General features: G+C 72.8%; 26 protein-coding genes. 12 read left to right on the top strand and 14 right to left on the bottom strand.

All coding sequences use genetic code 11. The annotated features are described in order from the left end of the window. Nucleotides 1-8 precede the first annotated feature (8 nt). The gene (locus tag OG534_RS34605; protein ID WP_326586473.1) at nucleotides 9-299 is read left to right on the top strand and encodes a hypothetical protein; all 291 of its coding nucleotides are present in this window, start codon (nucleotides 9-11) and stop codon (nucleotides 297-299) included. A gap of 8 nt (nucleotides 300-307) precedes the next feature. Here OG534_RS34605 and OG534_RS34600 read toward each other — a convergent pair whose 3' ends face one another. Then, entirely contained in the window at nucleotides 308-742 is a 435-nt protein-coding gene (locus OG534_RS34600) for a hypothetical protein (RefSeq protein WP_326586474.1), read from the bottom strand. Between the two features lie 144 nt (nucleotides 743-886). On the opposite strand from OG534_RS34600, the gene OG534_RS34595 reads away from it, so the two are divergent. Next, nucleotides 887-1,432 (top strand): hypothetical protein, encoded by a 546-nt coding sequence (locus OG534_RS34595; RefSeq protein ID WP_326586475.1) that lies wholly within the window; start codon nucleotides 887-889, stop codon nucleotides 1,430-1,432. Nucleotides 1,433-1,726: 294 nt separating this feature from the next. Beyond that, entirely contained in the window at nucleotides 1,727-2,458 is a 732-nt protein-coding gene (locus OG534_RS34590; RefSeq protein WP_326586476.1) for a hypothetical protein, read from the top strand. Nucleotides 2,459-2,514: 56 nt separating this feature from the next. Here the strand turns inward: OG534_RS34590 and OG534_RS34585 are convergent, their stop codons facing one another. Continuing rightward, nucleotides 2,515-2,811 (bottom strand): hypothetical protein, encoded by a 297-nt coding sequence (locus tag OG534_RS34585; protein ID WP_326586477.1) that lies wholly within the window; start codon nucleotides 2,809-2,811, stop codon nucleotides 2,515-2,517. 97 nt (nucleotides 2,812-2,908) lie between these two features. On the opposite strand from OG534_RS34585, the gene OG534_RS34580 reads away from it, so the two are divergent. Then, nucleotides 2,909-3,361, top strand: coding sequence for a hypothetical protein (locus OG534_RS34580; protein WP_326586478.1), 453 nt, complete (start codon nucleotides 2,909-2,911; stop codon nucleotides 3,359-3,361). 93 nt (nucleotides 3,362-3,454) lie between these two features. Then, the gene (locus OG534_RS34575) at nucleotides 3,455-4,327 is read left to right on the top strand and encodes a GNAT family N-acetyltransferase (protein ID WP_326586479.1); all 873 of its coding nucleotides are present in this window, start codon (nucleotides 3,455-3,457) and stop codon (nucleotides 4,325-4,327) included. Here the strand turns inward: OG534_RS34575 and OG534_RS34570 are convergent. Further along, nucleotides 4,314-4,784 (bottom strand): GNAT family N-acetyltransferase, encoded by a 471-nt coding sequence (locus tag OG534_RS34570; RefSeq protein ID WP_326586480.1) that lies wholly within the window; start codon nucleotides 4,782-4,784, stop codon nucleotides 4,314-4,316. The two genes, OG534_RS34575 and OG534_RS34570, sit on opposite strands and share 14 nt — an antisense overlap. Nucleotides 4,785-4,956: 172 nt before the next feature. Here OG534_RS34570 and OG534_RS34565 point away from each other — a divergent pair, with 172 nt between their 5' ends. Beyond that, nucleotides 4,957-5,910, top strand: a complete 954-nt coding sequence (locus tag OG534_RS34565) for an IS481 family transposase (protein ID WP_326586481.1) — start codon at nucleotides 4,957-4,959, stop codon at nucleotides 5,908-5,910. Here the strand turns inward: OG534_RS34565 and OG534_RS34560 are convergent. Then, entirely contained in the window at nucleotides 5,907-6,932 is a 1,026-nt protein-coding gene (locus OG534_RS34560) for a helix-turn-helix transcriptional regulator (protein WP_326586482.1), read from the bottom strand. The genes OG534_RS34565 and OG534_RS34560 overlap by 4 nt on opposite strands. Before the next feature lie 123 nt (nucleotides 6,933-7,055). Here OG534_RS34560 and OG534_RS34555 point away from each other — a divergent pair, with 123 nt between their 5' ends. Beyond that, nucleotides 7,056-7,475: a DUF3224 domain-containing protein gene (locus tag OG534_RS34555; RefSeq protein WP_326586483.1), complete on the top strand. Its 420-nt coding sequence runs from the start codon at nucleotides 7,056-7,058 to the stop codon at nucleotides 7,473-7,475. 393 nt (nucleotides 7,476-7,868) lie between these two features. Here the strand turns inward: OG534_RS34555 and OG534_RS34550 are convergent, their stop codons facing one another. Then, nucleotides 7,869-10,601, bottom strand: coding sequence for a DNRLRE domain-containing protein (locus OG534_RS34550; RefSeq protein WP_326586484.1), 2,733 nt, complete (start codon nucleotides 10,599-10,601; stop codon nucleotides 7,869-7,871). Between the two features lie 185 nt (nucleotides 10,602-10,786). After that, the gene (locus OG534_RS34545) at nucleotides 10,787-11,383 is read right to left on the bottom strand and encodes a helix-turn-helix domain-containing protein (RefSeq protein ID WP_326586485.1); all 597 of its coding nucleotides are present in this window, start codon (nucleotides 11,381-11,383) and stop codon (nucleotides 10,787-10,789) included. Between the two features lie 78 nt (nucleotides 11,384-11,461). Between OG534_RS34545 and OG534_RS34540 the strand changes: the two genes are divergently transcribed. The 4 genes from OG534_RS34540 (at nucleotide 11,462) to OG534_RS34525 (ending at nucleotide 14,997) form a co-directional block, all read left to right on the top strand. Continuing rightward, nucleotides 11,462-13,060: an MFS transporter gene (locus OG534_RS34540; RefSeq protein ID WP_326586486.1), complete on the top strand. Its 1,599-nt coding sequence runs from the start codon at nucleotides 11,462-11,464 to the stop codon at nucleotides 13,058-13,060. A 138-nt stretch (nucleotides 13,061-13,198) separates the two neighbouring features. Next, entirely contained in the window at nucleotides 13,199-13,501 is a 303-nt protein-coding gene (locus tag OG534_RS34535; RefSeq protein ID WP_326586487.1) for a hypothetical protein, read from the top strand. A gap of 168 nt (nucleotides 13,502-13,669) precedes the next feature. After that, on the top strand, nucleotides 13,670-14,131 hold the full coding sequence (locus OG534_RS34530; protein WP_326586488.1) for a Crp/Fnr family transcriptional regulator: 462 nt from the start codon (nucleotides 13,670-13,672) through the stop codon (nucleotides 14,129-14,131). A gap of 422 nt (nucleotides 14,132-14,553) precedes the next feature. Next, nucleotides 14,554-14,997 (top strand): SSI family serine proteinase inhibitor, encoded by a 444-nt coding sequence (locus OG534_RS34525; RefSeq protein ID WP_326586489.1) that lies wholly within the window; start codon nucleotides 14,554-14,556, stop codon nucleotides 14,995-14,997. Between the two features lie 49 nt (nucleotides 14,998-15,046). On the opposite strand, the gene OG534_RS34520 is transcribed toward OG534_RS34525, so the two are convergent. The 4 genes from OG534_RS34520 to OG534_RS34505 all read right to left on the bottom strand — a co-directional run bounded on the left by OG534_RS34520 (nucleotide 15,047) and on the right by OG534_RS34505 (nucleotide 17,844). Further along, the gene (locus OG534_RS34520; RefSeq protein WP_326586490.1) at nucleotides 15,047-15,496 is read right to left on the bottom strand and encodes a sel1 repeat family protein; all 450 of its coding nucleotides are present in this window, start codon (nucleotides 15,494-15,496) and stop codon (nucleotides 15,047-15,049) included. Nucleotides 15,497-15,574: 78 nt separating this feature from the next. Then, a complete protein-coding gene (locus tag OG534_RS34515) occupies nucleotides 15,575-16,441 on the bottom strand; it encodes a GNAT family N-acetyltransferase (RefSeq protein WP_326586491.1) in 867 nt (288 codons plus the stop codon). Further along, entirely contained in the window at nucleotides 16,438-17,376 is a 939-nt protein-coding gene (locus OG534_RS34510; RefSeq protein ID WP_326586492.1) for an ATP-grasp domain-containing protein, read from the bottom strand. The genes OG534_RS34515 and OG534_RS34510 overlap by 4 nt, the downstream gene beginning before the upstream one ends. Before the next feature lie 42 nt (nucleotides 17,377-17,418). Beyond that, nucleotides 17,419-17,844 carry a hypothetical protein gene (locus tag OG534_RS34505; RefSeq protein WP_326586493.1) on the bottom strand — a complete coding sequence of 142 codons (426 nt, stop codon included), beginning with the start codon at nucleotides 17,842-17,844 and terminating at the stop codon, nucleotides 17,419-17,421. A gap of 162 nt (nucleotides 17,845-18,006) precedes the next feature. On the opposite strand from OG534_RS34505, the gene OG534_RS34500 reads away from it, so the two are divergent. Continuing rightward, nucleotides 18,007-18,741: an SIR2 family NAD-dependent protein deacylase gene (locus OG534_RS34500; protein WP_326586494.1), complete on the top strand. Its 735-nt coding sequence runs from the start codon at nucleotides 18,007-18,009 to the stop codon at nucleotides 18,739-18,741. A gap of 91 nt (nucleotides 18,742-18,832) precedes the next feature. Here the strand turns inward: OG534_RS34500 and OG534_RS34495 are convergent, their stop codons facing one another. The 4 genes from OG534_RS34495 to OG534_RS34480 all read right to left on the bottom strand — a co-directional run bounded on the left by OG534_RS34495 (nucleotide 18,833) and on the right by OG534_RS34480 (nucleotide 24,145). Further along, entirely contained in the window at nucleotides 18,833-19,318 is a 486-nt protein-coding gene (locus tag OG534_RS34495) for a VOC family protein (protein WP_326586495.1), read from the bottom strand. A 125-nt stretch (nucleotides 19,319-19,443) separates the two neighbouring features. Beyond that, nucleotides 19,444-23,022: a bifunctional glycosyltransferase/CDP-glycerol:glycerophosphate glycerophosphotransferase gene (locus OG534_RS34490; protein ID WP_326586496.1), complete on the bottom strand. Its 3,579-nt coding sequence runs from the start codon at nucleotides 23,020-23,022 to the stop codon at nucleotides 19,444-19,446. A 197-nt stretch (nucleotides 23,023-23,219) separates the two neighbouring features. Beyond that, a complete protein-coding gene (locus OG534_RS34485) occupies nucleotides 23,220-23,594 on the bottom strand; it encodes a hypothetical protein (protein ID WP_326586497.1) in 375 nt (124 codons plus the stop codon). Nucleotides 23,595-23,725: 131 nt separating this feature from the next. Next, nucleotides 23,726-24,145: a roadblock/LC7 domain-containing protein gene (locus tag OG534_RS34480; RefSeq protein WP_326586498.1), complete on the bottom strand. Its 420-nt coding sequence runs from the start codon at nucleotides 24,143-24,145 to the stop codon at nucleotides 23,726-23,728. Between the last annotated feature and the right edge of the window lie 62 nt (nucleotides 24,146-24,207).

Here is a 24,207-nt window from a genome sequence, read left to right as displayed (position 1 = left end):
GAGGCAGGATGAGCTGGGCATCATGGACCACTCGCGGGATCTTCGCCGGTCGCGACGGAGTAGAGACCGGTGAAGGGGGCCACGCCCTCACCGGTGAGCTCGACATTCACACCACCTGGACCGAGGCCGAGGGTCTGGCGCACGTCACCGTGCAGTACAGCGGCGGGTCCGACTGGCTCCCCCTCACCGGAAGCCCCGTGCCCTGCCCCAGCGAGGACGCGAGCCGTGCCCTGCATGACGCGGTCATCGATTCCGTACGCGCCGGGGCGACCCTCCCCCTGAGCACCGTCCGTCCCTGATTCTCGGGTCACTTTCCGGCCGGGGGCAGCACGCCCTTCTTCCGGGCTTCGGCGATCCAGCGGCCGGCCGTGGCCTCGGAGCGGGCCCAGCGGGTCGCGATCGCGCGGCGCGGGGGGATGTTGCGCTCGGTGGCCCACTGGTAGACCTCGGCGACTTTGGCGAGGTGTTCGCCACCGCCGCCGTAGGGGCGGCCCTCGGTGGCGGGGGCGGCGTCGACTTCCCCGGCGATCTCGGCGGCACGGGCCTCGGCAGCGGCACGCAGGAGTCTGTCGAGAGGAAGGCGACGCAGCCAGGTCGCGGTGACGGGTTGGCCGTCGGGGGCTTTGACGTAGAAGCCGTTGGGCTTCGTGCCGCCGGCGGGGAAGCCGATGATGAAGCTGTGGCCTTCGTAGCCGGGGAAGTCCTCCACGGTGACGCCGCTTCCGCTCCTTGTGATCCTCATGGGCCAGCCTGTCCAAATCCTGATCACTCGTCTGTGAGACGAGCGTGCAAGTTGATCGGGTGTCTGTCATAGTGAGCCGCCCCTGCCGCACGCGCCGCACACGCATGACCTGGGGACCCATCTGCTTTTCAAGGACACCCCATCATGTCTGGATACCCGCAGCAGCAGCCCCCGGCCCCGAAGCCCGGCATGTCCACCGGTAAGAAGATCGCCCTGGGCTGCGGCATCCCCGCCGCCCTCGGCCTCCTGGTTCTCGGCGGCTGCACCCTTGTGGTCGGCAAGGCCGCAGAAGAGGTGGGCAAGGAGCTCGACAAGTCCTACGACAGCGCGCAGGTCAACCCCTCCGACGGCACCTCGGCCGGCGGGAAGAGCGGCCAGCCGGACATCACCAAGGACGTCAAGGTGACCTCCTGCGCCGTGAAGACCGGCGACTTCGACATGAAGGAACTCGAAGTGAAGGTCGACTACGTCAACAGTGGCGACCGCCGCTACTCGTACCTTGCCGAGGGCGAGGTCCTGGTCAACGGCGAGAAGAAGGAAGACCTCCTCTCGACCGCTCAGAACCTGGCGCCGGGCCAGAAGTACACCGACGACAGCGCCGGCGCGCTCGGCTTCAACGTGGCCAAGGCGGCGAAGCCCGGCGACAAGATCGAGTGCAAGATCCTCAAGGTCTCCCGCAACGCGCTCTGACCGGCAACACCGCCTCTCACGCCGGAGCCGGCCCGTGCTCAGCCACCGGCCGGCTCCGTGGTTCTCAGGACACACCGCCGCACCGCCCCCGGGGTCACCGGCCCGGGACCCCGGGCCTCCGCACGCCGCGGCGCAGGCCGGCACCCGCCAGGTGGTTCGCGTGCGTCGATGCCGGCGCACGCGTCCTTCGCGGCACCTGCGCCATCCGCGTCGCAGCGGCCGACCGCGGCGAGCTCGGCGAGCTCGGCCGCCCCTCCTCTGCCCGCCTCCGCGCCACCCTCACAGGAGATCACCGTGTCCCAGCCTCCCGACAACGCGCAGCAGCAGCCCCCGCCGGGTCCCGCCTACGGCTACCCCGGCCCGCCTCCGCCCCCTCTGGCGCCCCCGCAGGCTCCCGCGCGGGCGCGAGGGCCCCTCTACGCCGCGATGGCCGCCTGCGTGGCCTCCGCCGTCATCGCCGGGACCGTCGGCTACGCCATCGGCTCCACCACCAGTGGCAGCAGCACGGTGAGCGCGTCCCCCGAGACGACCCCGACCCCCACCATCACGCCGGTCGGCACTGCCGCGGCCACGTACTCCACCTCGCCCGCGCCCGCCACCACCACCGCCCCGACGCCGACACCCACGCCCGCCACCCCGGCGTGCACGGACTTCGCCGAGCTGACCGACCGGGAGTTCAAGCTCCTGGGCAAGGACCCCGGCGCGCACTTCGGCAAGTGCTACCGGGTGTACGGGTACGTCACCCAGGCGGACAGCGCCACCGGCGCCGGCAGCTTCCGCGCCAACGCCTGCGGCGAAAAGCACCAGCCCAAGTACGGGTACATCGCCGACTGCGACACGAACTCGATCTTCACCGACATCAGCGCCAACGGCGCGAGCGGCATCAAGGACATCGTCGACGGCGACGCCTTCGAAGCCGACGTCATGGTCGGCAAGCCGTTCACCTACACCACCACCCTCGGCGGGCAGATGACCGCGCCGACCTTCGCCGTCCTGCGCGTCAAGCAGTACGCCACCACGAAGTGACCACGGCCCCGGCCGGCACCCTCATCCGGTTCGACACCTGATCGACACGACGGGTTCTAAGGGCGGCGGCCGCAGGCGCGGGCGCAGCGGCGGGCCGTGTCGCGGCGGGCCGTGCGCAGCCTGCGTACGGTGTTGTGGCCGCGCCGCTTCCATTCGCCCCGGGGCAGCGCGGCCCGCTGGCCGCCGCCCGCGATCAGGGCGTTGACCGGGGTCATCGGGTCCGCGGCCAGCGCCTTCGCGAACAGGACGCCGACCACGAGCGGGACCAGGGCCACGGCCAGGGCCGAGCCGGCGGTGGTCACGTGCTGCATGCGCGGGCGGACTGTCGCGCTGCGCGGGGCGTCTGAAGTCATGCCCCCATTCGACCAGCGGCGGCGCGGCGGGGAATCGGGGCGGATACTCAGGCCGTTGGGCACGAGGTACTCAGACGGGCGGGGCGGGTGGTGGGTGATGGCGGTACCCGGGCAGGGTTTCGAGGCCGCGAGCGGCGACGGCCCGGCCGCGCCGCCCGGCGGACGGGAGGCGGAGCTGCGCACGGCGCACGAGGGGCTGCTGCAGATCCGACGTCTGGTCAACGGCCCGGCGGGCGCGGCGGTTCCCGCGCCGTGGGAGGTACGGCAGCCGACGCGTGCGGTGGCCCTCGTACTGGAGGCGGCGGGGATCACGCCGTCGGCGCTGGACGCGGAGGGGCGGCGTACGCGAACGGGCTACCGCGTGGCCGCGGGGTCCGAGCCCGGGCGGGTGGAGGTGACGTGGCTCGGGCCGCCCGGAGGCGGCGCGGCCGAGGAGGAGCAGGAGCGGCTGACGGCCTGTGCGGCCGTGTTGGAAGGGCTCGGCTGGGTGTGCCTGCTGTACCGGGGACCGCGCCGACGCCGCTTCCTGGAGGTGGAACCCCCGCGCTGACCGCACCCCCGGCCTCGGGCCTCGGGCCTCGGGCCTCGGGCCTCGGGGCGAAATTCGCTGGCCGTGCCCGCCCCGCACCGGGAGACTCGCCCCATGGGCATGCTCAACGCGCTGGCGGACCGCATCGGCCGGGGCGAGACCGTGGAGTTCCGGCCGACCGGCGGATCCATGGTGCCGCTGATCCACAGCCGGCAGCGGGTCCGGGTCGCACCGGCCGACCCGGCTCTGGTCGAGGTCGGCGACATCGTCCTGGCCCGCGTCTCGGGCACGGTGTACCTGCATCTCGTGTCGGCGGTGGACGCCCCGCGCCGGCGCGTGCAGATCAGCAACAACCACGGCCGTGTCAACGGCTGGACCGGCCACGACCGGGTGGTGGGCATCTGCCTGGCCGTGGACGGCGTACCCCGGTCGCGGGCCGCCGACAAGGTGCGCCGGCCCGCGATCCGGGCCCTCCCGCTCGCCACCCGGCGCCTGGACCTGCTTCCGTTGCTCCCTTCGCACGCCGACGAGATGAGCCTGGTCCTGGCCGACCCCGCGCTGCACGCCTTCACCGGTGGCGCGCCGCTGTCGCGGGACGGACTCCGCGCCCGCTACGAGCGCCTCGCCGACGGCTCCCCCGACCCTGCGGTGGTGTGGGCCAATTGGGTGCTGAGCGTGCGCGGGCAGGGGCGGTTGGTGGGCACCGTCCAGGCCACGATCGCCCCGGCGCGCGGTCAGGCCGAGCTGGCCTGGGTCGTCGGCACCCCCTGGCAGGGCCACGGCTTCGCCGCGGAGGCCGCCCGCGCGCTCGCGGCCTGGCTGGAGCGGATTCCCGTGGACCGTCTGATCGCCCACATCCACCCGGACCACACCGCTTCGGCGGCGGTCGCCGCGGGCTGCGGAATGCGCCCGACCGAACGCCGCCGGGACGGCGAGATCCGCTGGGAGTCCGGCGGCGGCCGGGACGGCGGCCTCAGCGCAGGGTGAGCAGGACGACGTCCATCTCTTCGCCGCGGGCCAGGGCGAATTCGCGGACGCGGCCGGTGACGGTGAAACCGCACTTCTCCAGCACGCGGATCGAGCCCGCGTTGTCGGCCGCCGCCCCCGCGTGCAGGGGGCGGGTGTCCTCCAGCCGGATCAGCTCCGCCAGCGCCCGGGTCGCGATGCCCCGTCCCCAGTGCTCGCGGCCGATCACGTACGTCACCTCGCGCTCTTCCGGCGGCCCGAACACGGCGGCGTGGCCGACCACGACTCCGTCGGCCAGCACCGTGCGCGGCGTCACGGCCGGGTCGCCCCGCACTTTCTCCCAATGCGCGTCGAAGCGGCCCCGGTCGTAGTGGTACTCCCTCGTCAACGCCGCCATTCGCTGGAGGGCGGGGTCCGTCGACTGCTCCCAGAAGACGGCGAGATCGTCGTCCGTCGTCTCGCGCAGCTCGATCTCCACGTGCTCTCTCCTCTTCTCTCCCCGGGTGTGCGATCACGACCGCCCACCCTAGGTGTAATGCCCCGGGAGGTTGTGGACGGGTGATGCAGGTCTCGGCTGGGGGATCTTGAACGGGTGAGGGCCTTCCGGGTTTGGTGTGGATTGCGACGTCTACACCGACCGGAAGGCCCTCATGCCCCACCGTAATGCACCCCTGACCGAGACCGGACGGCTGCGGCTTGCCCGCTGCGTGGTCGAGGACGGCTGGACCCACCGCCGGGCAGCCGAACGCTTCCAGGTCTCCCCGACGACCGCCCAGCGGTGGGCCGACCGCTACCGAACGCTCGGCGACGCGGGCATGCACGACCGGTCTTCCCGCCCGCACAACAGCCCGCGCCGGACCCCGACCCGCACCGAACGCCGGATCATCAAGGTCCGCGTCCTGCGCAGGTGGGGACCCGCCCGCATCGCCCACCTGCTCGGCCTGGTGCCCTCAACCGTGCACCGGGTGCTGACCCGGTTCGGCCTGGCCCGCCTGTCCCATCTGGACCGGGCCACCGGCCGCGTCATACGACGCTACGAACGACCCAAGCCCGGCGAACTCGTCCACGTCGACATCAAGAAGCTCGGCAACATCCCTGACGGCGGCGGCCACAGGGCTCTCGGCCGACAGGCAGGCCGCAAGACCAGGTCCGGCACGGGCTACAGCTACATCCACACCGCCGTCGACGACCACTCCCGCCTCGCCTACAGCGAGATCCTGGCCGACGAGAAGAAGGAGACCGCCGCCGGCTTCTGGACCCGGGCCCAGGCGTTCTTCACCGGCTGCGGGATCACCGTCGAACGCGTCCTGACCGACAACGGCGCCTGCTACAAGTCCCACGCCTGGCGCGACACCCTGGCGGCGGCCGGGATCACCCACAAGCGAACCCGGCCCTACCGGCCCCAGACCAACGGCAAAGTCGAACGCCTCAACCGCACCCTGCTGGAGGAATGGGCCTATGCCCGCCCCTACCGGTCAGAGCAGGAACGACGCGACGCTTTCCCCGGCTGGCTGCACACCTACAATCACCACCGCGGACACACCGCGCTCGCAGGCAAACCACCCGCCAGCCGCGTCCCCAACCTCACAGGGCAATACACCTAGGGCCCGTCCTGCCCGTCCTGTCCGTCCCGCTCCTCCTGCCCGTCCCGCCCGTGCGGCGGGCAGGCGTAGCGTCCGGCGAGCGCGGTCACCGTCTCCGCGAGGGCGCGGCGCAGTTCGGGCGGGCCGAGCACCTCGGCTTCCGTGCCCAGCCGGAGCAGGTCGCCGACGGCGACGGCCTCGGACTCGACGGGGAGCCGCAGCCGGACCCAGCCGTCCGCGTCGGCGGGGCCGGCGTCGGCGAGCGCCCGCGCGCCCGCCGCCCCGAACCGCATCGGCAGCAGCCGCTGACCGAGCGGGGACAGCCGCAGCTCGGCGGTCTGCTGGTGGAGCGCCGCGTCCAGGCGGCCGGTGGACTCCCGCCAGTACGCGGCGAGTTCGAATCCGGCGGGCCGTTCGAAGCCGTCCGGCGCCGTCTCCACCGCCAGGAACCGGGAGACCCGGTAGGTGCGGACGGCCTCCTCGGCCGCGGCCACGAGGTACCAGATGCCGCCCTTGAGGACGAGGCCGAGCGGCCGCAGCTCGCGCCGCACCTCGCCGCGCGGGCGGCGGTAGTGGGCGTGCAGGAGGCGCTGGTCCCAGACGGCCTGGGCGATCTGCGCGAGGTGCGGGACGGGGTCGGCCTCCCGGAACCAGGCCGGTGCGTCGAGGTGGAAGCGGTCCCGGATCTGCCGGGCCCGTCCGGCGAGTGCGGCGGGGAGCGCGGCCTGGAGCTTCAGCTGGGCCGCGGCCAGGTCGGCGCCGAGGCCGAGTTCCCGCGCGGGTCCGGGGGCGCCCGCCAGGAAGAGGGAGCCGGCCTGGTTGTCCGTGAGGCCGGTGAGGCGGGTGCGGTAGCCGTCGGTCAGCCGGTAGCCGCCGGCCGGGCCCCGGTCGGCGAGGACGGGGACGCCGGAGGCACTGAGGGCGTCGATGTCGCGGTAGACGGTGCGCACGGACACCTCGAGCTCGGCGGCGAGCTCGGGCGCGGTCATCCGGCCGCGGTTCTGCAGCAGCAGGAGCAGGGAGAGGAGCCGGTCGGCGCGCATGGGGCCCATTGTCGCCGTCCACGCCGTACCTGACAGAAGGTGTCAGGTACGCCTGCCAGCCTGAGGGCGCACGTGATGAAGCGCCGGGCGGAGCAGACCGTCCGGCCGGCCGAGAGGACAGCCATGCCCACGCCCGTACAGCCCGTGGAGACCGGTGGCCGCTTCACCTTCGCCCACTGGGAGGAGACCCCCGTCGGCCCCGCGGAGGCCGTACCCCGGCTCGCCCACGCCCGTGTCACCAATGCCTTCACCGGTGGGATCGAGGCTCCTGGGACCGCCTGCGACTACACGATCGCCTACACCGGGAAGAACGTCGGCACCTACAGCGGCATGGAACTGCTCGCCGGCAGCCTCGACGGCCGCAAGGGCACCTTCGTACTGGAGGAGCGCGGCACCTTCGACGCGGCCGGCACCGTCTGCCGCTTCGAGGTGGTGCCCGGCTCCGCCACCGGGGACCTCGTGGGGCTGACGGGCTCCGGAGGATTCACCTTCCGCCACGGCGAATCCTCCGTCGCCTACTCCTTCACCTACGACCTGGGCTAGTCGGGGCCGGTGCTCGACAGGCCCGCCCGGAAGCCGGGGCTGCTGCGGACGTCGTGCAGGGTGACGCTCAGTGGGAGCCCGGGCCGGCCAGTACGAGCCCTGCCGCCGCGACGAGGCCGAGGACGAAGGCGAGGACGAGCCGGGACGGTAACGCGGGCAGGCGCCGGGACGGTAACGCGGGCAGGCGCCGGGACGGTAACGCGGGCAGGCGCCGGGACGGTAACGCGGGCAGGCGTGAGCGAGCCATCTGATGGATCCCCCCTGGACCAGTGGATGGTGTCGGACACCGGGGACCCTAACGCCGGAGGCACGCGTTCGGCAGGGTGCCTCGCACGCACGAGGGGGCGCGGACCGCTGCGGCCCGCACCCCCTCGTACTCGTTCGCCCCTCAGGTCACGGCGCGCCGAAGGTGAGGGTCAGCTGCGGCGTCCCCTCGCCCGCCTGCGCCTCGGAGGACCACAGCCACAGGGCGTCGGTACCGGTGCTGCTCAGCGCCAGGCCGTAGCCGCCGCCGAGCGCCGCCGCGACGGTTGCGGTGGTCAGTCCGGTGGTGTGCACCGCCGAACCGTCCGGGACCCCCGCGAAGGCGCCGAGCGCCGGACCGCCCAGGGCGGGCCGGTTGTTGTACGTCGTACCGCCCTCGGTCCACGACCCGGTCACCGGGACGACCGAGACGGTGTCCGTCGTTCCGGCGCCGCTCATCGTGCTCGTCTTCACGCTGAGGGTGGCCGACTTCAGCACCGTGCCCGCGGGCGCGGCGGGCAGGTTGAAGCGCAGGTAGCTCGCGTAGAACGAGGTGCCGCGCACGGCGAGCGATCCCGAGGTGCCGTAGTTCGTGGCGGGTGCGCCCGCGTTGGCGTAGGTGTCCTCCGCGGCCGTGACCTGGACCACGGAGTCGGCCGGGGCGGTGGCGAGGGCGTGGTGGTTCTGCACCTGGGCCGCGCTCAGGACGGTCGGGTAGACGGCGGTCTCGTCGAGCCGGCCCGCCCAGTACTCGCTGGTCGGGCGGTCGGGCCAGCCGCCGAGGCTGTCACCTCCGGCGTGCCAGTAGCCCGAGAAGTTCTCGTGCGTGGTGACGGCGAGGGTGCCCCGCTGGACGCCGTCCACGTAGAGGCTCATCCCGCCGGGTCCCTGGGTCGCGACGACGTGGTGCCACTGGTCGTCGTTGTACGCGCCGCTCGTGGTGATGGTGCGGGTGGCTCCGGTGTAGACCCCGTAGACCAGCCGGCCGCCATTGGTCATGTAGATGTGCTTGTCGTACTGATTGCTGCCGCGCGCCTGGTTGTTGCCGAAGCCGACGAGCTTGCCGCCCCGGGTGGTGGTCGTCTTGAACCAGGTCTCGATGGTGTAGGTGCTGCCCACCGTCTGCCGCTGGTCCCCGTACACCTGGGTGTCCGTGCCGTTGAAGCCGATCGCCGTGCTCGCACCGGAGACCGCGCCCGGGCTCTGGCGCAGGGCGGGGGCGTTGTGGTGCACGCCGCTCTGGTTGCCGCCGGCCGAGGAGTCGGCGGCGAAGGGCAGGGACGATTCGTCGTAGCGCCAGTACTGCTGGGCCCCGTCGGCGCGGACCTGGTTCGGGTAGCCGTCCACCGTGGTCGGGACCGTCACGCTCGCCGTCGCGGACAGGGCGCTGGTGTTGCCGGCCGCGTCGGTGGCCGTCACCCGGTAGGTGTACGACTGGCCCGCCGCGACGGTGGTGTCGGTCCAGGAGGCCTGCGGGCGCTTGAAGAACAGCGAGTCGGCGCTGACTGTGGCGACCGGCGTGGCCGCGCCGTTCCGGTAGATCCTGTACGTCAGCGCGCTGTCGTCGAGGTCGAGGCTGGTGCGCCAGCGCACCTGGACCTCGCCGGGCTTGAAGCTGACCGCGCTCGCCACGGGCACGGTGGGCGCGCCGGTGTCCCCGGTGGAGGCGAAGCGCGTCAGGCTCTGCTGCGCCGCCCCGTTGACGGTGGTGAACTCCCCGCCGACCCACAGGTACTGGACGCCGCCCTTGGAGCCGACCGTCATGACGCGCGGGCCGATGCCCTCGCCGATGCCGTCGTTGGTGTCGGGGGCCCAGCCCAGCTTGCCGGTGCCGCCGGTGGGCTGGGCGAGCAGGTGGTGACGCTGGCCGTCGGGGAACTCGCCGACGCTGGAGCAGTCGTGCGCGTGGGAGGCGCTGTAGAGCACGCTCTGGTACGGCAGCACGGCCTGGGTGGCACCGAGGCAGGTGTCGCGCCAGCGCTGGCCGAAGTTGCTGAGGTTGAGCGCGATCCGGCCGTCGAAGACCCCGCCGCCGGTGCCCTCGTTGGCGGTGTAGAAGCCGGTGGCGTCGGTCGCGATGTCCTTGACGACGGAGTTGGTCTCGATGAAACCGGGGTACGACGTGGTGAGCGCGCCGCTCGTCGCGTCGACGACGGCCAGCGCGTGCGTGTTCGTGCCGTTGACGGTGAAGAAGTCGCCGCCGAGGATCACGCCGTTGCCGTCAGGGGTGACCTCGACGGCGCGCCCGGGCTCGTCGGCGTTGGCGGTGAAGGGCTTCAGCGCCCCGTCGGCCGCGCCGACGGCGGCGAAGCGCTGGCGCGGCTGACCGGCCACGCTGAGGAAGTCGCCGCCCGCGTAGACGGTGTCACCGGTGACGGCGAGGGCGCGGACGGTGGCCGCGAAGGCCGGGCGGAAGCCGGTCTTGACCGTGCAGCTCGCCACGTCGATGGCGGCGAGGCTGGAGACGGCCGTGCCGTTGACGGCGCCGAAGTAACCGCCGGCGTACAGGGTCGTCTTGTCCGGCGAGAGGGCGAGAGCGCGGACCGTCGCGGTGCCGGAGCCGATGGTGAAGGACAGGGTGCAGGCGGTCGGGGCGCCGGTCGCGGCGTCGAGCGCCACGAAGTTCACGGCCGACTGCTCGCTCCCGGCTCCGCCCGCGGGCGGGCGCACGGTGGAGAAGGTGCCGCCGGCGAAGACCTGGCCGCCGGCCTCGGCGAGGGCCCAGACGACGCCGTTGGGCTGCCAGGTCGCGAGTGCGTCGGCGGTGAACGCGACGGGCGGGGTGACGGCCGCGGCCTGTGGGGCGAGGCCGAGGCCCACTCCTGCGCCGGTTCCGGCCAGGGACAGGACGAGAGCGGCCGCCAGGCTTCGGGATCTACGCATGAACCCCCCAGTTCGGTGTGCGGTGCGGCCGTTGTCGCGCGGCCGGGTGAACCATGGCCGGAAACCGCCGAACAGCAGTCCGCCGTCATGCTCACGGGCGCACCCTAGAGCGATTCGGCGCTCGGTTCATCCCACTTGACGCATCGGATGCCAAATCGCTCCGGTATCTCCGCTCGTGGCCACGCTCACGTGCGGGGCTTGGCGCGAATGTGCATGCGCTCCCCCTGCCGCCCGAAGAGGCTGAGGATCTCCACGGGCCGCCCGTCCGCGCTGGTGAACCAGTGGGGCAGCCGGGTGTCGAACTCGGCCACCTCGCCGGGGCCGAGGACCAGGTCGTGCTCGGCGAGGACGAGTCGCAGACGGCCCTCCAGCACGTACAGCCACTCGTAGCCCTCGTGCGTCCGGGGATCCGGCTCGCCGCCCCGGTCGGGGATGAGCATCTTGTACGCCTGGAGGGGGCCCGGGCCGCGGGTCAGGGGGACGGCCGTGCCGCCGTTCGGCAGGGTGCGCGGGGTCAGCCGGACCCGGGGATCCCCCACCTCGGGAGCGCCGACCAGGTCGTCCAGGGGCACCCGGTACGCCGCGGCGAGCGGCAGCAGCAGTTCCAGGCTGGGGCGGCGCTGCCCGGACTCCAGCCGGGACAGAGTGCTCTTCGAGATGCCGGTCGCCTCGGAGAGCGCGGCCAGGGTGAGGCCGCTCTGAGCGCGCAGCCGTTTGAGCCGGGGTGCGACCTCGTCGAGGACCGCTTGGTGGGGAGATGGCTTGTCCGATGGCTTGTCCATGCGGCCATTCCATCCACGGCGTCCCGGAAACAGCAACAAGGTTTGCCGCAACGCGCTGGTACGTCCACGCTCCTGCGCATGAGCCCCAGCAGAGATTCCGGACCCGCGCACCCGTACGGACAGCACCCCGCCCGCGGTGACGGGAGGGCCGGCGCCGTCGTGCCGGACGTCGGGCGGGCGGAACGGGCCGGGCCGGCCGCCGCCGCCACCATCACCACCGCGTTGGCGGCTCCCGCGGTGCGGTGGGCGCTGGCCGGTCTGTCGCTCTCCGTCCTGCTCTCCTCGCTCGGCACGAGCATCGCCCACGTGGGCCTGCCCACCCTGGCCGAGGCGTTCTCCGCGTCCTTCCAGGAGGTCCAGTGGATCGTCCTGGCCTACCTCCTCGCCATCACCACCCTGATCGTCGGCGCCGGACGGCTCGGTGACCTCGTCGGCCGCCGAAGGCTGCTCCTGGCCGGCATATCCCTGTTCACCGGCGCCTCGGTCCTGTGCGGGGCCGCGCCCACCCTCTGGCTGCTGATCGGCGCCCGGGCGGCGCAGGGCCTCGGAGCGGCGGTCATGACGGCCCTCACCATGGCGTTCGTGGGCGAGACGGTCCCGAAGGCGAGGACGGGGAGGGCCATGGGGCTGCTCGGCACGATGTCCTCGGTCGGCACCGCGCTCGGTCCGTCGCTGGGCGGCGCCCTGATCGCCGGGTTCGGCTGGCGGGCGCTCTTCCTCGTCAACGTGCCGCTGGGCCTGCTGGCCCTGTCCCTCGCCCACCGCCATCTGCCCGTAGACCGGCAGGAGCCCCGAGCCGGCCGGGCCCGCTTCGACCACCTGGGCACGCTGCTCCTCGCGCTGACCCTGGCGGCCTACGCGCTCGCCATGACCCTCGGACACGGCCGTTTCGGACCGCTGAACGTGGCGCTGCTGGTGGCCGCCGCCTGCGGAGTCGGCCTGTTCGTGCGCGCCGAGGCGCGAGCGGACTCCCCGTTGGTCCGGCGGGCGATGTTCCGCGATCCGGTGCTCCGTGCGAGCCTCGCCACGAGCGCGCTCGTCTCGACGGTGATGATGGCGACGCTGGTGGTCGGTCCGTTCTACCTCTCTCGCACGCTCGGGCTCGGCGAGGCCCTGGTCGGAGTCGTCCTGTCGGTCGGCCCCCTGGTCGCCGCGGTGAGCGGGGTGCCGGCCGGTCGCCTCGCGGACCGGTTCGGCGCACGTCGCATGACGGCCGTCGGGCTCGTCGCGATGGCGGCCGGCTCCTTCGTCCTGTCCGTGGCGCCGCCGGCGCTCGGGGTCCTCGGCTACGTCCTCCCCCTCGCCGTCGTCACCGCCGGCTACGCGGTGTTCCAGACGGCGAACAACACCTCGGTCATGGCGGACGTCCTCCCGGACCGGCGGGGGGTCGTGTCCGGCCTGCTGAACCTCTCCCGCAACCTCGGGCTCGTCACCGGTGCGTCCGTCATGGGCGCCGTGTTCGCGGGCGCGTCGGCGACGACCGACGTCACCCGGGCGTCCGCCGCGGCCGTGGCCGCCGGCATGCGGACCACCTTCCTGGTCGCGGCCCTCCTGGTCCTCGCCGCGCTCGCCGTGGCGCTGGGGAGCGGGTGGTACCGCGGGCTCACCGCCGGAAGGAATCGAACCGGGAGGACCCGAACGCGCGGACGGCTGCGGCGCGGCTCCGCAGGGCCGTGAACGGGACGGCGCGTTCACCGGGTCCGGCCGGTCGGGGCCCGCTCACGCAGGGTCACCCTGGCGAAACGGCCCCGCGCCGGGCCGCACCCCTCTACCGTGCCCTGAGGTGATGGGCACGGGCACCGGAGGGCGGGGCGGATGGACAACGAAGAAGACATGCGGCTGGCGGGGATGACGCCGGAGATCTCCCGCCGCACCCTCACCATGCTGCGCGGCCTGGCGGGCCTGGAGCCGCCCGAGCAGGTCCCCGAGGAGGCCATGGTCGTCGCCGACGCCGTCCTGGCCGAGCACGGCACCGACGGGCTCCGGGTCCTGGTGATGACCCTGGCCGCGTGGGCGACGGCCCAGATCGAGAACGTCGCCGAGCTGAGCGGGCGCAGCCACGAGGCGGTGCTGGACGCGATGGAGCTGGCCTGCCTGGAGGCGAATGCCGAGGACTAGGAGGGCGGGGCGGGCCGGGTCAGGGCGCGGCGGGCCCTGGACGGCCTCCGGGGCGGGTCGCGGGCCGGATCCCCGGAAGAATCCGCGTCCGGCCCGACCGGGATCGCCGGGCTTCGGCGACACTGGGGAGAGCAGGATCGTCCCGGGGGGTCGTGATCGGAGGCCGTCGTGAGCACACCTTCCCCCATCAAGATCGCTGCCGTCCTGTCCACGGAACACCGTGGACGGCTGATGTCCCAGGCCCGGGAGATCAATTTTCCGGAGAACGCCCGGATATTCGACGAAGGCAACCGGGCGGACTCGTTCTGGATCGTGCGCTCGGGCACGGTGACCCTGGAGATACCCGTGGCCGGCCGCAGGCCGGCCCCCGTGGAGAGCCTCGGCCCCGGCGAGCTGGTGGGCTGGTCCTGGCTGTTCCCGCCGTACGTGTGGCAGCTCGGCGCGTCGGCGATGACGCCGGTGCGCGCGTACGAGTTCGACGCCCCGGCCATACGCATGCTGATGGACGCCGACCCCGCCTTCGGGTCCGCGATCGGGCACTGGGTCGGACGCGTCCTCGCGCTGCGCCTCCAACAGACGCGCACCCGGCTGCTGGAGCTGTACGCCCCGCGCCTGACCACGACGGGCTGATCCCGCCCCGGCCACGACAGCCGGGCCCGCTCCTCCGCCCGGGAGGCGCGGGCCCCGTAGCCGTGCCCGATGACGGATCGAGCCCGGTCTGACCGTCCGAACACCCTCTAGCCCCGGACGCCGGCCGGCTCGATCGCCCGGCGCCGCAGCCCCTGCCCCTGCCCCTGCCCCCGGAGGGGTTTCACGCCCCGTCCGGGCAGATCACGGCCGCGTTCCAAAGGTTTCAGGGGTGTCTCCCGGTCGGTGTTCGGCCGATTCGGCGGCGCGCCCCCCCACAGGTCAGCCCCTCCCGCACCGCTGCGGTCTGCAGTCATTCGTACACGATCGGTGACGAGAAATGGGGGTGCGAACGGGCGTTCACGGCCTGGGTGGGCAAGACTCCGTCCGCTATCCGAAACACCAACCCAAAGGGAGTGTTCGAAATGCGGTCCATCGCAAGGGGTCTCGGGCTCGGTTCCGCCGCCATGGCGCTCACCGCGCTCACCGCACTGGCCTGGCCCGGCACGGCCGGCGCCGCCCCTGCCGGTACGGAGAGCCTGTACGCACCGTCCGCGCTCGTGCTCGGCGTGACGGCCGGGGCGGACGCCGACACCGGCACGGTGGTGCGTGCGGTGACGCTCGTCTGCGCGCCGACGCCCGGCGGGACGCACCCCGACCCGGTCGCCGCGTGCGGCGAATTACTCGCGAACGGCTCGCAGCTGGATCCGCTCGCGGCCCCGGCCGCCGACTCCGTGTGTACCAGGGAGTGGAACCCGATGACGGTGACGGCCGACGGCGTGTGGGAGGGCCGCCGGCTCAACTACAGCTACACCTTCGCCAATCCGTGCGGCCTGCGGAACACCACGGGCGTGCTGTTCGACTTCTGACCCGGCATGACGCGACGGGCCGGGCGGCGCCGTGCGACCGCCGTCCGGCTCACAGCGGATTGTTGCCGTCCATGTTCAGGGCATGTCCCGGCCGGAAGAACCGCTTCGCGAAGAAGTGCCCGCGCTCGGCGGCCATCCGGAACCACGGCTCGGACTCCCGCAGCCCGTCCCGCTGCTCGACGAGCCGCCCCATCTCCCACATCGACTCCACGTCTCCCCGCTCGACGGCGGCGCGCAGCAGCCGCTCGGCCTCGGTGAAGTCGCCGAGCAGCTTCTGCCGCAGCGCCAGGGCCCGCAGGGCACGCGGGTTCCCGGCGGCGGCCGCCGCCTCGGCCTCCTCCAGCGAGGCGAACCTGTGGCGGTTGCGCCGCCATCGCAGCACCAGGAGGAGGACGCCCACGCCCCAGGCCACCCAGCTCGCGGTGACCAGGCCGTCGCTGTCGTTGACCCAGGCGAGCACACTGAGCACGGCGGCGACGAGCAGCAGCAGATACGGCATGGCGTTCCCCCCGGAACAGCAAGGCGGCGATCGGGCCACGCGCAGTCTAGGCCGCGGGTGGGCCAACCGCCGGTGTTCTCAGCCCAGTTCGAGGCTGGTCACGCCGAACAGTTCGGCCAGGGCGAGGTTCGGGGCCGGGCCGGTGTACATCCGGGCGGTCTCGAAGGTCGGGACCAGGCCCAGGCCGGCGCACAGCGCGGTGGCCTCCGGGTTCGCGTCCGGCACGTCCAGGGCAACCAGCCCACCGGGCGCGTGCCCGGCGAGCCGCCGCAGCAGGGCGGCCGCCACGGCCGGGGTGGCCGCGTACAACGGGCCGATCCGGTGCGCGGCGCTGCACGGGCGGATCACCCCGAGGCCCTCGATCCGGCCGTGGCGGACGGCGGCCAGGGCCGTCCGGCCGGGCAGCCCGGTCCAGGCGGACAGGAAGGCGTCGCGCGCTTCGGGGAAGAACCGCCGGTCGTAGGCGGCGAGCAGGCCGAAGGGCAGCGAGGCCGCGTCCACGATCTCGGTCTCGTCCTCGATCTCGGCCTCGGGCCCGTCTGCGTCGTCCTCCCGGGCGACGCCCTCGTGGCGGATGTTGTTCCAGGCCGGGCGGAATCCGGACTTCCGGTAGTTGTCCTGCTGGTCGACGACCCCGTCCAGGCCGACGAGCCGCCCGTCGAGGCGCTCCATCCCGGCCTGCCACAGCCGGATCCCGTAGCCCTGGCCACGGAAGGCGGGACGGGCGATGTAGAAGCCGATGAAGCCGAAGCCGTCGCCGTACCGCACGGCGGAGATGCAGGCCACCGGTTCGCCGTGGAGCCGTCCGACGAGGAAGCCCTGCGGGTCGGCGACGGCGAAGGCGAACCGGTCCGAATCCCCCGGATTCCAGCCCTCCTCGTCGGCCCAGCCTCGGATCAGGTCCATGTCGGCGGCGCTCGCGCCGGTGATCTCGAATCCCGTCATGCCGGTGTTGTACCAGATGCGGACGGCGTGCACAGCGGTGCCCGATAAGCCGTCAGGAGGCTGACGAACAGGGCGGGATCGACGTCCCGGTGGAGGTCGCTGACCTGCCCGTCGCCCACTTCGACGACCCGCCAGACGCCGTCCGCTCGCAGGGCGAGGTCGGTGGTCACGAAGGGGCAGCCCAGCGCCTCGACCGCCGCCCGGACCGGTGCGAGGTCCGGCGCCGGGACCTCGGCGACCGGGCTGTCGGGGTGGGCGGTGACCAGCCGCGGCGCCGCGTCCCGCCACCACACCCGCACCTCCGCGGCCGCCGTCTCCGGCGCGACGAAGGTTTCGAAGGCCCTCAGCACCACCCCGCCCGCCAGGAAGTCGTCCTGGAGTTCGACGAAGCGGGCGACCACGCGGTGCAGGGCGGCCCGGTCGGCGAGGTCTGGCACGTAACAGGCCTCGTCCCACTCGTGCTTGCGGGACTTCACGTAGTCCTTGACGACGGCGGCTCCGGGCGGCAGGCCCGCGGCGAGGGCGGCGAGCCGCCCCGGGTCCGGGGTCCGCCCCGGCGCCGTCGGCAGCCAGCGGCTGACCGGGGTGAGGCCTGCGAAGGTCCCGTACCAGCCGGGGAGTTCGTGCGCCCGGCGGTAGGCGTCGGGCGTGACGGCGAGCTCGCCACCGCGCCGGCGCAGGGCCGCGTCCAGTTCGGCGTACCGGTGGGCGGGGACCATCCAGCCGCGGTACCAGACCGCGCCCGCCCCGTCGGGCACCCGCGCCACGGCCCGCTCGGGGTCCCCGGCGAGCAGCGCGTCGTGGTCGACGAGCAGGACGGCGCCCCCGGCGGCGCGCAACTGCCGGGCCTCCGCCGCGAAGTGGGCGTCGACCCGGCGCTCGTTGAGCGGGTCGGAGCAGTAGAGGACGGTGGTGGTCGCGGTCGACGTCGGCATGCGCCCACCCTACGGACCGTTCCGGGGAGCACCGTACGGATGTCAGCCCGCGCAGATCACGTCGTCGACCCGGATGGGCCGGGAGTCGAGGCGTACGTAGGCCGTGAAGGTATCGGTGTCGCCGGCGGCCCAGTGGGTGGTGACGGTGGCCCAGCCGACCCTGGCCGACTGGGCGACGGTGACCGCGCCGATGCCGATGGCGTGCGGTTTGTTCTGGGCGCAGAGCAGGACGTCGGCGTCCGCGTTCTCCTGCTGCCTGTCCTTGAGGACCTGCGAGACGCGGTGCTTCCGGTCGTCCGCGGAGGGGCCGTGGTCACCGTAGAAGCCGGCGAGGAAGCGGCCGATCTGGTCGGCGGTATGCCCCTCGGCCGTGGCAGCGGGCGCGGCGAGGGCGGGGGCGGGGAAGATGACCGGCGGCGCGAGCAGGGCCAGCAGCAGGGCGCCGAGTCTGTACGGCTTGAGCATCATGTCCGGTTTGTACCCGCCGGGTCGCTTCCACGGGAGGGCGTGGCCCGGATCTCACTCCTGTGGGGGGCGGGATTCACCGCAGAAACGACCCTCCCGCCCCTGCCGGCCGGGGCCGCCGAAATCGGGTCGCGGGCGGGCGGCGCCCGTACGTAGGGTCGGCGCATGGGAAAGCCGCTCGTCGCCGTGTTCAGTGGGGCCGGAATGTCCACCGACTCCGGAATCCCGGACTACCGGGGGCCACAGGGCCTGTGGCGGCGGGAGCCCGACGCCGAGAAGCTCGTGACCTACGCGTACTACATGGCCGATCCCGAGGTCCGGCGCCGCTCCTGGCTGATGCGCGCCGAACTCGCCGCGCTCGGGGCGCGGCCGAACGCCGCGCACCTGGCCGTGGCCGAACTGGAGCGCGGCGGCACACCGGTCCGGGTGATCACCCAGAACGTGGACGGGCTGCACCAGCTCGCCGGCATGCCCGCACGCAAGGTGTTCGAGCTGCACGGCACCGCCCGCTCGGTGGTGTGCACGGCCTGCCACGCCCGGTCGGACATGGACGAGGCGCTGGCCCGGGTGGCCGCCGGGGAGCCGGATCCCGCCTGCCCGGTGTGCGGCGGGATCCTCAAGGCGGCGACGGTGATGTTCGGCCAGCGGCTCGACCCCGAGGTGCTGGCGCAGGCGGTGGCCGTGGCCAAGGGGTGCCAGGTCTTCATCGCCGTCGGGTCGACCCTGCAGGTGCAGCCCGCCGCCTCGCTGGCCGGGATGGCCGCGGAGGCGGGGGCCCGGCTGATCATCGTGAACGCGGAGGAGACCCCCTACGACCCCCTCGCCGCCGAGATCGTCCGTGAACCGATCGGGACCGCCCTGCCGGCTCTGCTGGCCAGGATCGCCGCGGAGGGTTCCTGAGGGCCCCGTGCTCCCGAGGGCCCAGCGCCGGCGAGGCTGGCTTTGGCTCCGGCGAGGCTTGAGGGACCGGCGTTCCCGCAGAACCCGGGGGTCACGCCCCCTCGTCGGCCGCCCGGCGCATCTCCGCCACGTCCAGCTTCTTCATCTTCATCATGGCGGCGGTCGCCCGGGAGGCCCGCCCCGGGTCCGGGTCGCTGATCAGGTCGACGGCACCGGGCGGGATGACCTGCCAGGACACCCCGAACCTGTCCTTGACCCAGCCGCAGGCGGACTCCTGGCCGCCGTCCTTGGTCAGCGTGTCGTAGTAGTGGTCCGCCTCGGACTCGTCGGCGCAGTTGATCATGAAGGAGATCGCCTCGGTGAAGGGGAACTGCGGTCCGCCGTTGAGGCCGACGAACTGCTGCCCGTTGATCTCGAACTCGACGGTCAGCACGGAGCCCGCCAGCGCCGGGACCGCGTCCGTGTAGCGGGTGATCCGGCCGAGCCTGCCGTCCTTGAACACGGACAGGTAGTAGTCGGCGGCCGCTTCCGCGTCGCCGTCGAACCACAGACACGTGGTGAAACCCTTGCCGATCATCTCTGCCTCCAGGCCGGTGCGTGGACGGTGGATACCGTTCCTCACATACAGACCGGCCCCGGGCCCGAAATTCATCGGTGGGCCCGGGGCCGGTCTGTTTTCAGCCGGGAATGCGCTCGTACGGCCTACTTCGCGGGCTCCGCGCCCATCGCGAGCATGCGGTCGACGACGCGCTCGGTGGCGTGACCGTCGTCCAGGTCGCAGAACTCGGCGCGGAACGCCGCCCGCGCCTCGGCGTACTCCGTCCCGACCGCGTCCGCGTTGCGCACGGCCTCGATCAGGCTCGCCGAGTCCGCCAGCAGCGGGCCGGGCGCCTTCTCCTCCAGGTCGAAGTTGAAGCCGCGCAGCGTGCCGCGGTAGTGCGCCAGGTCGTACGTGAAGAGCAGGATCGGCCGGTCGGTGAGCGCGAAGTCGAAGATCGCGGAGGAGTAGTCCGAGATCAGCACGTCGGCGACCAGCAGCAGGTCGGCGGCGTCGGGCCAGCGGGACACGTCGACGACGAAACCGTCGCGGACGCCCTCGCGGACCTGCTCGGTCACGTGGTGGTGGCCGCGGACCAGCAGGACGTGGTCCTCGCCCAGCTCGCGGCGGGCCAGGTCCAGGTCGATCCGCAGGTCGAGCTTGTAGCCGGCCGACCAGCCCTCGCAGTTCTCGCGCCACGTGGGCATGTAGAGGACGACCTTCTTGCCCTCGGGCAGGCCGAGCCGCCGGCGGACCTCCGCGATCCGCTGCGCGTCGGGCCGTACGAGCGCGTCCGCACGCGGGGCGCCGGCCTCGATGACCTCGCCGTCGTAGCCGAGGGCACGCTTGAGGACGGGGGTGGCGTAGGAGCTCGGGGAGGCCAGCAGGGACCACTGGGCGCTGTCGTGCGCCAGCCCCTCCAGGATCTCCGGGCTCGTGTAGTAGTCGTGCACGAAGTCGTGGCCGATCTGCTTGATCGGCGTGCCGTGCCACGTCTGGACGACGACCTGCCCGGTGCGGCGCTGGAAGCGCCGCGGCACGTTGTCGTTGGTCACGTAGTAGCGGGCGCGGGCCAGCAGCTCCCAGGACTCCACGCTGCCGTACTGCACGGCGCGGGCGGTCGCCGGGACCTCGGCACGGCCGTCACGGACCAGCCAGACGTGCTCCAGCTTCTCGCCGCGGCGCACCAGCTCCTCGTGGACGGCACGGGGCGAGTCGCCCGCGCCGTTCCCCTGGAAGGTGTCGTAGAGGACGACGTTCTTGACCGGCAGGGCGCGCTGCGCCGGGTAGGTCTCGAAGCGGGCGACGCGCTGGGCGAAGCGGGAGCGGTCGTGCGGGCTGAGCAGCGGGTCGGCGACCAGCACCATGCGGTCGTGCAAGCGGGTCTCGACCCGCATCCGGCGGCCCTGCACGGTGAAGGGGTGGGGTCCGGCGAAGAGGAGGCCCGGGCCCATCTGAACGGGGGCGCCGCGGTCGACGCCGAGCAGGCCGGCGGTGTTTCCGCCCTGGGCGACCGGGCGCAGCGTCGGCCACCAGCGGCCCTCGGGCAGCGTGGTGCGGCCGGCGTACGCCTCGGGGAGCACGGGCTCGAAGACGGCCTCGAAGCCGTCGCCGTCGCGGGTGACCGGGTAGCTGAACTCCACGCCGAACGCGTCGTGCAGGACGAGCTCGTACGGCTCGTCGGTCGGCGCGACGAACCGGCCCCTCAGGGTCACGGTGCCGTCCTCGGTCGTGACCTCGTCGATCAGCGGCGGGGAGGGCTGCACGGAGAGGGTCAGGTGCCCGGTGTTGCCGCGCTTGGCGAAGAGGGCGCGGCCGGCGACCTCGCCCTGCAGGGGCAGCACCAGGCCGTTGAAGCCGCCGCGCTCGTCGTGGGCCAGGCGGTGCTCGGTGCCGTCGGCGCCGAGGACGGACAGGCTCCAGGGCTCGGGGGCCCACTCGCCGGGATCTACCTCCGCGTCCGGTACGGCGGCCAGCTCGGCCAGCGGGACGCGGGCGGTGAACGGGATCCGGCCGGAGCCGGCCGCACCGGTCTCCAGCGGGAAGCTGAGGACGGCGCCGGTGGAGACGTGGACGGCCTGCAGTGCGGACACGGCGCCGACCTCGGCGGAGAGCTCGCCGGTGATCTCGACGGCGTCGTCACCGGCGGGGTGGACGTCCAGGGCGCGGGCGCGGACGATCTCCACCTGGATGGTGAGGGCGCCGGACACGGCCGGGACGATCCGGACGTCGGGGGCCACCCAGTGCGCGGGCGGGTTCTGGCCGGTGTCGTGCTCGCCGCCGCGCAGGCGGGCGCGGTGCAGGCCGCCGGCTCCGGTGACGGCGATGGAAGTGGTCCATATCCCCTCGTGCCACTTGCCGCCCGACTGGAAGATCGAGGGGTCGACGACGGCGGTGAAGCCGGCCCAGTCGGCATGCCGCAGGGCGAGGTGGGGGGACTTCACGGTGGCCATCGGGGAGGCGACCGTTCGGGCGCCGACGACGGAGCGGCGGCGCTTGCCCCCCTCGCGGAAGACCAGCATCTTGCGCGAGCCGAGACGACTCTCCGCGCCGAGGTGGCCGGGCAGGGCGTAGCCGCGCAGCAGCAGCTTGCCGTCGGCCCAGGCCGCCTGCTCCAGGCGGCTGACGACCCGGCGCTCGCGCGGGCCGAGGGTGAGGATCTTGGCGGGGACCGGCGGACGGCCCTGCAGGAAGGGGTAGTCCGCCTGCGGGCGGGCCAGGCCCTTGACCGGCACGCTGTAGTGGTAGTCGCGCTGGTGGTCCTGGAGGGCGATGAAGTCCTCGACGCGGCCTTCCCCGGCCAGGTACGCCTTGAGCCGGTCGGCGACGGTCAGGTCGGACCAGGGCTCGGTGCCGATCTCGCGGACCAGGCCGCCGACTTCCTTGACGAACGCGGCGCGGAAGTCGGCGCCGCCCTCCCCGACGTACTTGTAGATGAGCGGGAGTTCCTCGCTCAGCACGTTGTAGTCGTAGTCGCGCAGGTAACGGGCGTACTTGGCGCCCTGCTTGGCCTTGAGGGACTCACGGACCAGGCGGACGGACTTCACGCGGTCGATGAGGGAGACCGGGTCGGTGGAGCGCTGGGTGATGGAGCGCTCGCCGGTCTCGCGGACGCGCCAGTGGTAGACGCAGTCGCTGAGGACGTCGACGCTGGAGGCGAAGTAGTGCGCGGGGATGCTGACCGGGGCGTCCTCGTAGAGGATGCCCTCCGGGTACTGGAAACCGTGCCTGTCCCAGAAGCTGCGCCGGTAGACCTTGTTCCACGCGGTGCGGTCGGTGACCAGCGCCGGGAACTTGGAGATGTGGGTCTTCAGCTGCGTCTTCGCGAAAGCGGCGCGGTGGCCCCACGACTGGTTCATGCCGACCGAGCGGAAGCGCTTGACGTTGCCGCCGGCGAAGTCCGATCCCGTCTCGTCCAGCGCCTCGATCAGGCGCTGGTAGGCGTAGTCGGGCATCGTGTCGTCACTGTCGACGAAGGCCAGGTACTCGCTGTCCGGGTGGACGTGGCGGGCGCCGGCGTTGCGTGCGGCACCGAGGCCCGCGTTCTCCTGCATCACCACGCGGAAGCGCTTGTCCTTGGCGGCGAACGCCTTGGCGATGACGGCGCTGGTGTCCGTGGACCCGTCGTCCACGAGGATGACCTCGAAGTCGTCGAAGGTCTGGCCTGCAATGGATTCCAGGCACTCGTCGAGGTAGAGCTCGACGTTGTAGACGGGGACGACGATGCTCAGGCGCGGGGGCATGGGTGGCGGTATCTCCAGCGTTTTATGCTTTTTCGATGATCAGCTCACAGCATCTTACTCTGTAACAGAGTCATAAACTCCGCCCATATGGGGCAGACGCGACTGATCGCCGGGGCGGACGGCAAAGAATTCAGCCGCCCGCCACCTCGACGCTGCGATTCGACCCGGCCGGACCGGGTCCGGCGGGCAGAACTCTGTCAGACCTCCAGCTCGGCTTCGATCTTCTTCAACTGATGGCGGGCCATCGCGAGGTTGGCCCGGCCCTTGTCGAGGGCCAGGTAGAGGAAGAAGCCCGACGACCCGCGGCCCTTCAGCAGCCGGATCAGGTGGTACTGGCTGCCGAGGGTGATGAGGATGTCCTCGATCTCGTCCTTGAGCCCGAGCATCTCCATCGTGCGGACCTTGGCGCGCACCACGTCCGTGTTGCCCGCGGCGGCGACCGCGAGGTCGAGGTCCTTGCCGCCGCCGATGGTACCGAGGGCCATGCCGCTGCCGTAGTCGACCAGGGCGGCGCCGATCGCGCCTTCGATGATGGTGGTCGCTTCCTTGAGCGCGGTGTCCACGTTGACCATGAGAGGTTCCTCTTCTCGTTTCGGTGTGCCAGTGGTGACTGGCTGTAGTCGTTGTTGTGGATGCGGATGCAGTCGTGGATGTCGATGTAGTCGTGGATGTCGATGGGGCGTGGTGCGGGCTCGTCCGCGGATCACCCGGGCGGGGCGATGGAGCCCCGCCTCCCGAGGGTGTGGTCGATCAGTTCGGCTATCCGGACGCTGGAGCGCCGGGCCTCCAGGTGGAGGCGCCCGACGTTGACGCGCGGCTCCGCCGTCAGGGTGAGGACGGCCGCCAGGCCCGCCGCGTAGGTGGCCACGTACCCGTCCTCGCCGCGTACGAGCAGTTCGCGGAAGGCTCCCTGGCCGGTGGTGTCGCTGAGCCGCTGGGCCACTCCGAGCGCGGCTGCGGTCAGTGCCGCGATGGACTCGGCCTCGGCGGCCGCGCTGTCCTGGGCGAGGACGAAGCCGTCGGCGCTCGCGGCGAGGGCGCCGGTGAGCTGGGGTACTCGGGCCCTCAGCCTGCGGAGTTCGGCGAGTATCTCGGCCTCCGCCTCGGGGGGCACCGTGCTCATGTCGGCCTTTCTCCTTTCGGGCTGCCTCCGCTCGGAGCGGTCGGCGCGCAGGGCCGGTCGCA

Source organism: Streptomyces sp. NBC_01294 (assembly GCF_035917235.1).
Lineage (GTDB): Bacteria > Actinomycetota > Actinomycetes > Streptomycetales > Streptomycetaceae > Streptomyces > Streptomyces caledonius.
The sequence above is the reverse complement of the archived record's forward strand: the minus strand, read 5'-3'. Positions and strand labels throughout refer to the sequence as shown.

What these genes read in the sequence shown, in the direction of transcription:
- OG534_RS34605 (WP_326586473.1), top strand. Translation starts at nt 9, where the DNA reads ATGAGCTGGGCATCATGGACCACTCGCGGGATCTTCGCCGGTCGCGAC.
- OG534_RS34600 (WP_326586474.1), bottom strand. Translation starts at nt 742, where the DNA reads ATGAGGATCACAAGGAGCGGAAGCGGCGTCACCGTGGAGGACTTCCCC.
- OG534_RS34595 (WP_326586475.1), top strand. Translation starts at nt 887, where the DNA reads ATGTCTGGATACCCGCAGCAGCAGCCCCCGGCCCCGAAGCCCGGCATG.
- OG534_RS34585 (WP_326586477.1), bottom strand. Translation starts at nt 2,811, where the DNA reads ATGACTTCAGACGCCCCGCGCAGCGCGACAGTCCGCCCGCGCATGCAG.
- OG534_RS34580 (WP_326586478.1), top strand. Translation starts at nt 2,909, where the DNA reads ATGGCGGTACCCGGGCAGGGTTTCGAGGCCGCGAGCGGCGACGGCCCG.
- OG534_RS34575 (WP_326586479.1), top strand. Translation starts at nt 3,455, where the DNA reads ATGGGCATGCTCAACGCGCTGGCGGACCGCATCGGCCGGGGCGAGACC.
- OG534_RS34565 (WP_326586481.1), top strand. Translation starts at nt 4,957, where the DNA reads ATGCCCCACCGTAATGCACCCCTGACCGAGACCGGACGGCTGCGGCTT.
- OG534_RS34560 (WP_326586482.1), bottom strand. Translation starts at nt 6,932, where the DNA reads ATGCGCGCCGACCGGCTCCTCTCCCTGCTCCTGCTGCTGCAGAACCGC.
- OG534_RS34555 (WP_326586483.1), top strand. Translation starts at nt 7,056, where the DNA reads ATGCCCACGCCCGTACAGCCCGTGGAGACCGGTGGCCGCTTCACCTTC.
- OG534_RS34550 (WP_326586484.1), bottom strand. Translation starts at nt 10,601, where the DNA reads ATGCGTAGATCCCGAAGCCTGGCGGCCGCTCTCGTCCTGTCCCTGGCC.
- OG534_RS34545 (WP_326586485.1), bottom strand. Translation starts at nt 11,383, where the DNA reads ATGGACAAGCCATCGGACAAGCCATCTCCCCACCAAGCGGTCCTCGAC.
- OG534_RS34540 (WP_326586486.1), top strand. Translation starts at nt 11,462, where the DNA reads ATGAGCCCCAGCAGAGATTCCGGACCCGCGCACCCGTACGGACAGCAC.
- OG534_RS34535 (WP_326586487.1), top strand. Translation starts at nt 13,199, where the DNA reads ATGGACAACGAAGAAGACATGCGGCTGGCGGGGATGACGCCGGAGATC.
- OG534_RS34525 (WP_326586489.1), top strand. Translation starts at nt 14,554, where the DNA reads ATGCGGTCCATCGCAAGGGGTCTCGGGCTCGGTTCCGCCGCCATGGCG.
- OG534_RS34520 (WP_326586490.1), bottom strand. Translation starts at nt 15,496, where the DNA reads ATGCCGTATCTGCTGCTGCTCGTCGCCGCCGTGCTCAGTGTGCTCGCC.
- OG534_RS34515 (WP_326586491.1), bottom strand. Translation starts at nt 16,441, where the DNA reads ATGACGGGATTCGAGATCACCGGCGCGAGCGCCGCCGACATGGACCTG.
- OG534_RS34510 (WP_326586492.1), bottom strand. Translation starts at nt 17,376, where the DNA reads ATGCCGACGTCGACCGCGACCACCACCGTCCTCTACTGCTCCGACCCG.
- OG534_RS34505 (WP_326586493.1), bottom strand. Translation starts at nt 17,844, where the DNA reads ATGATGCTCAAGCCGTACAGACTCGGCGCCCTGCTGCTGGCCCTGCTC.
- OG534_RS34500 (WP_326586494.1), top strand. Translation starts at nt 18,007, where the DNA reads ATGGGAAAGCCGCTCGTCGCCGTGTTCAGTGGGGCCGGAATGTCCACC.
- OG534_RS34495 (WP_326586495.1), bottom strand. Translation starts at nt 19,318, where the DNA reads ATGATCGGCAAGGGTTTCACCACGTGTCTGTGGTTCGACGGCGACGCG.
- OG534_RS34490 (WP_326586496.1), bottom strand. Translation starts at nt 23,022, where the DNA reads ATGCCCCCGCGCCTGAGCATCGTCGTCCCCGTCTACAACGTCGAGCTC.
- OG534_RS34485 (WP_326586497.1), bottom strand. Translation starts at nt 23,594, where the DNA reads ATGGTCAACGTGGACACCGCGCTCAAGGAAGCGACCACCATCATCGAA.
- OG534_RS34480 (WP_326586498.1), bottom strand. Translation starts at nt 24,145, where the DNA reads ATGAGCACGGTGCCCCCCGAGGCGGAGGCCGAGATACTCGCCGAACTC.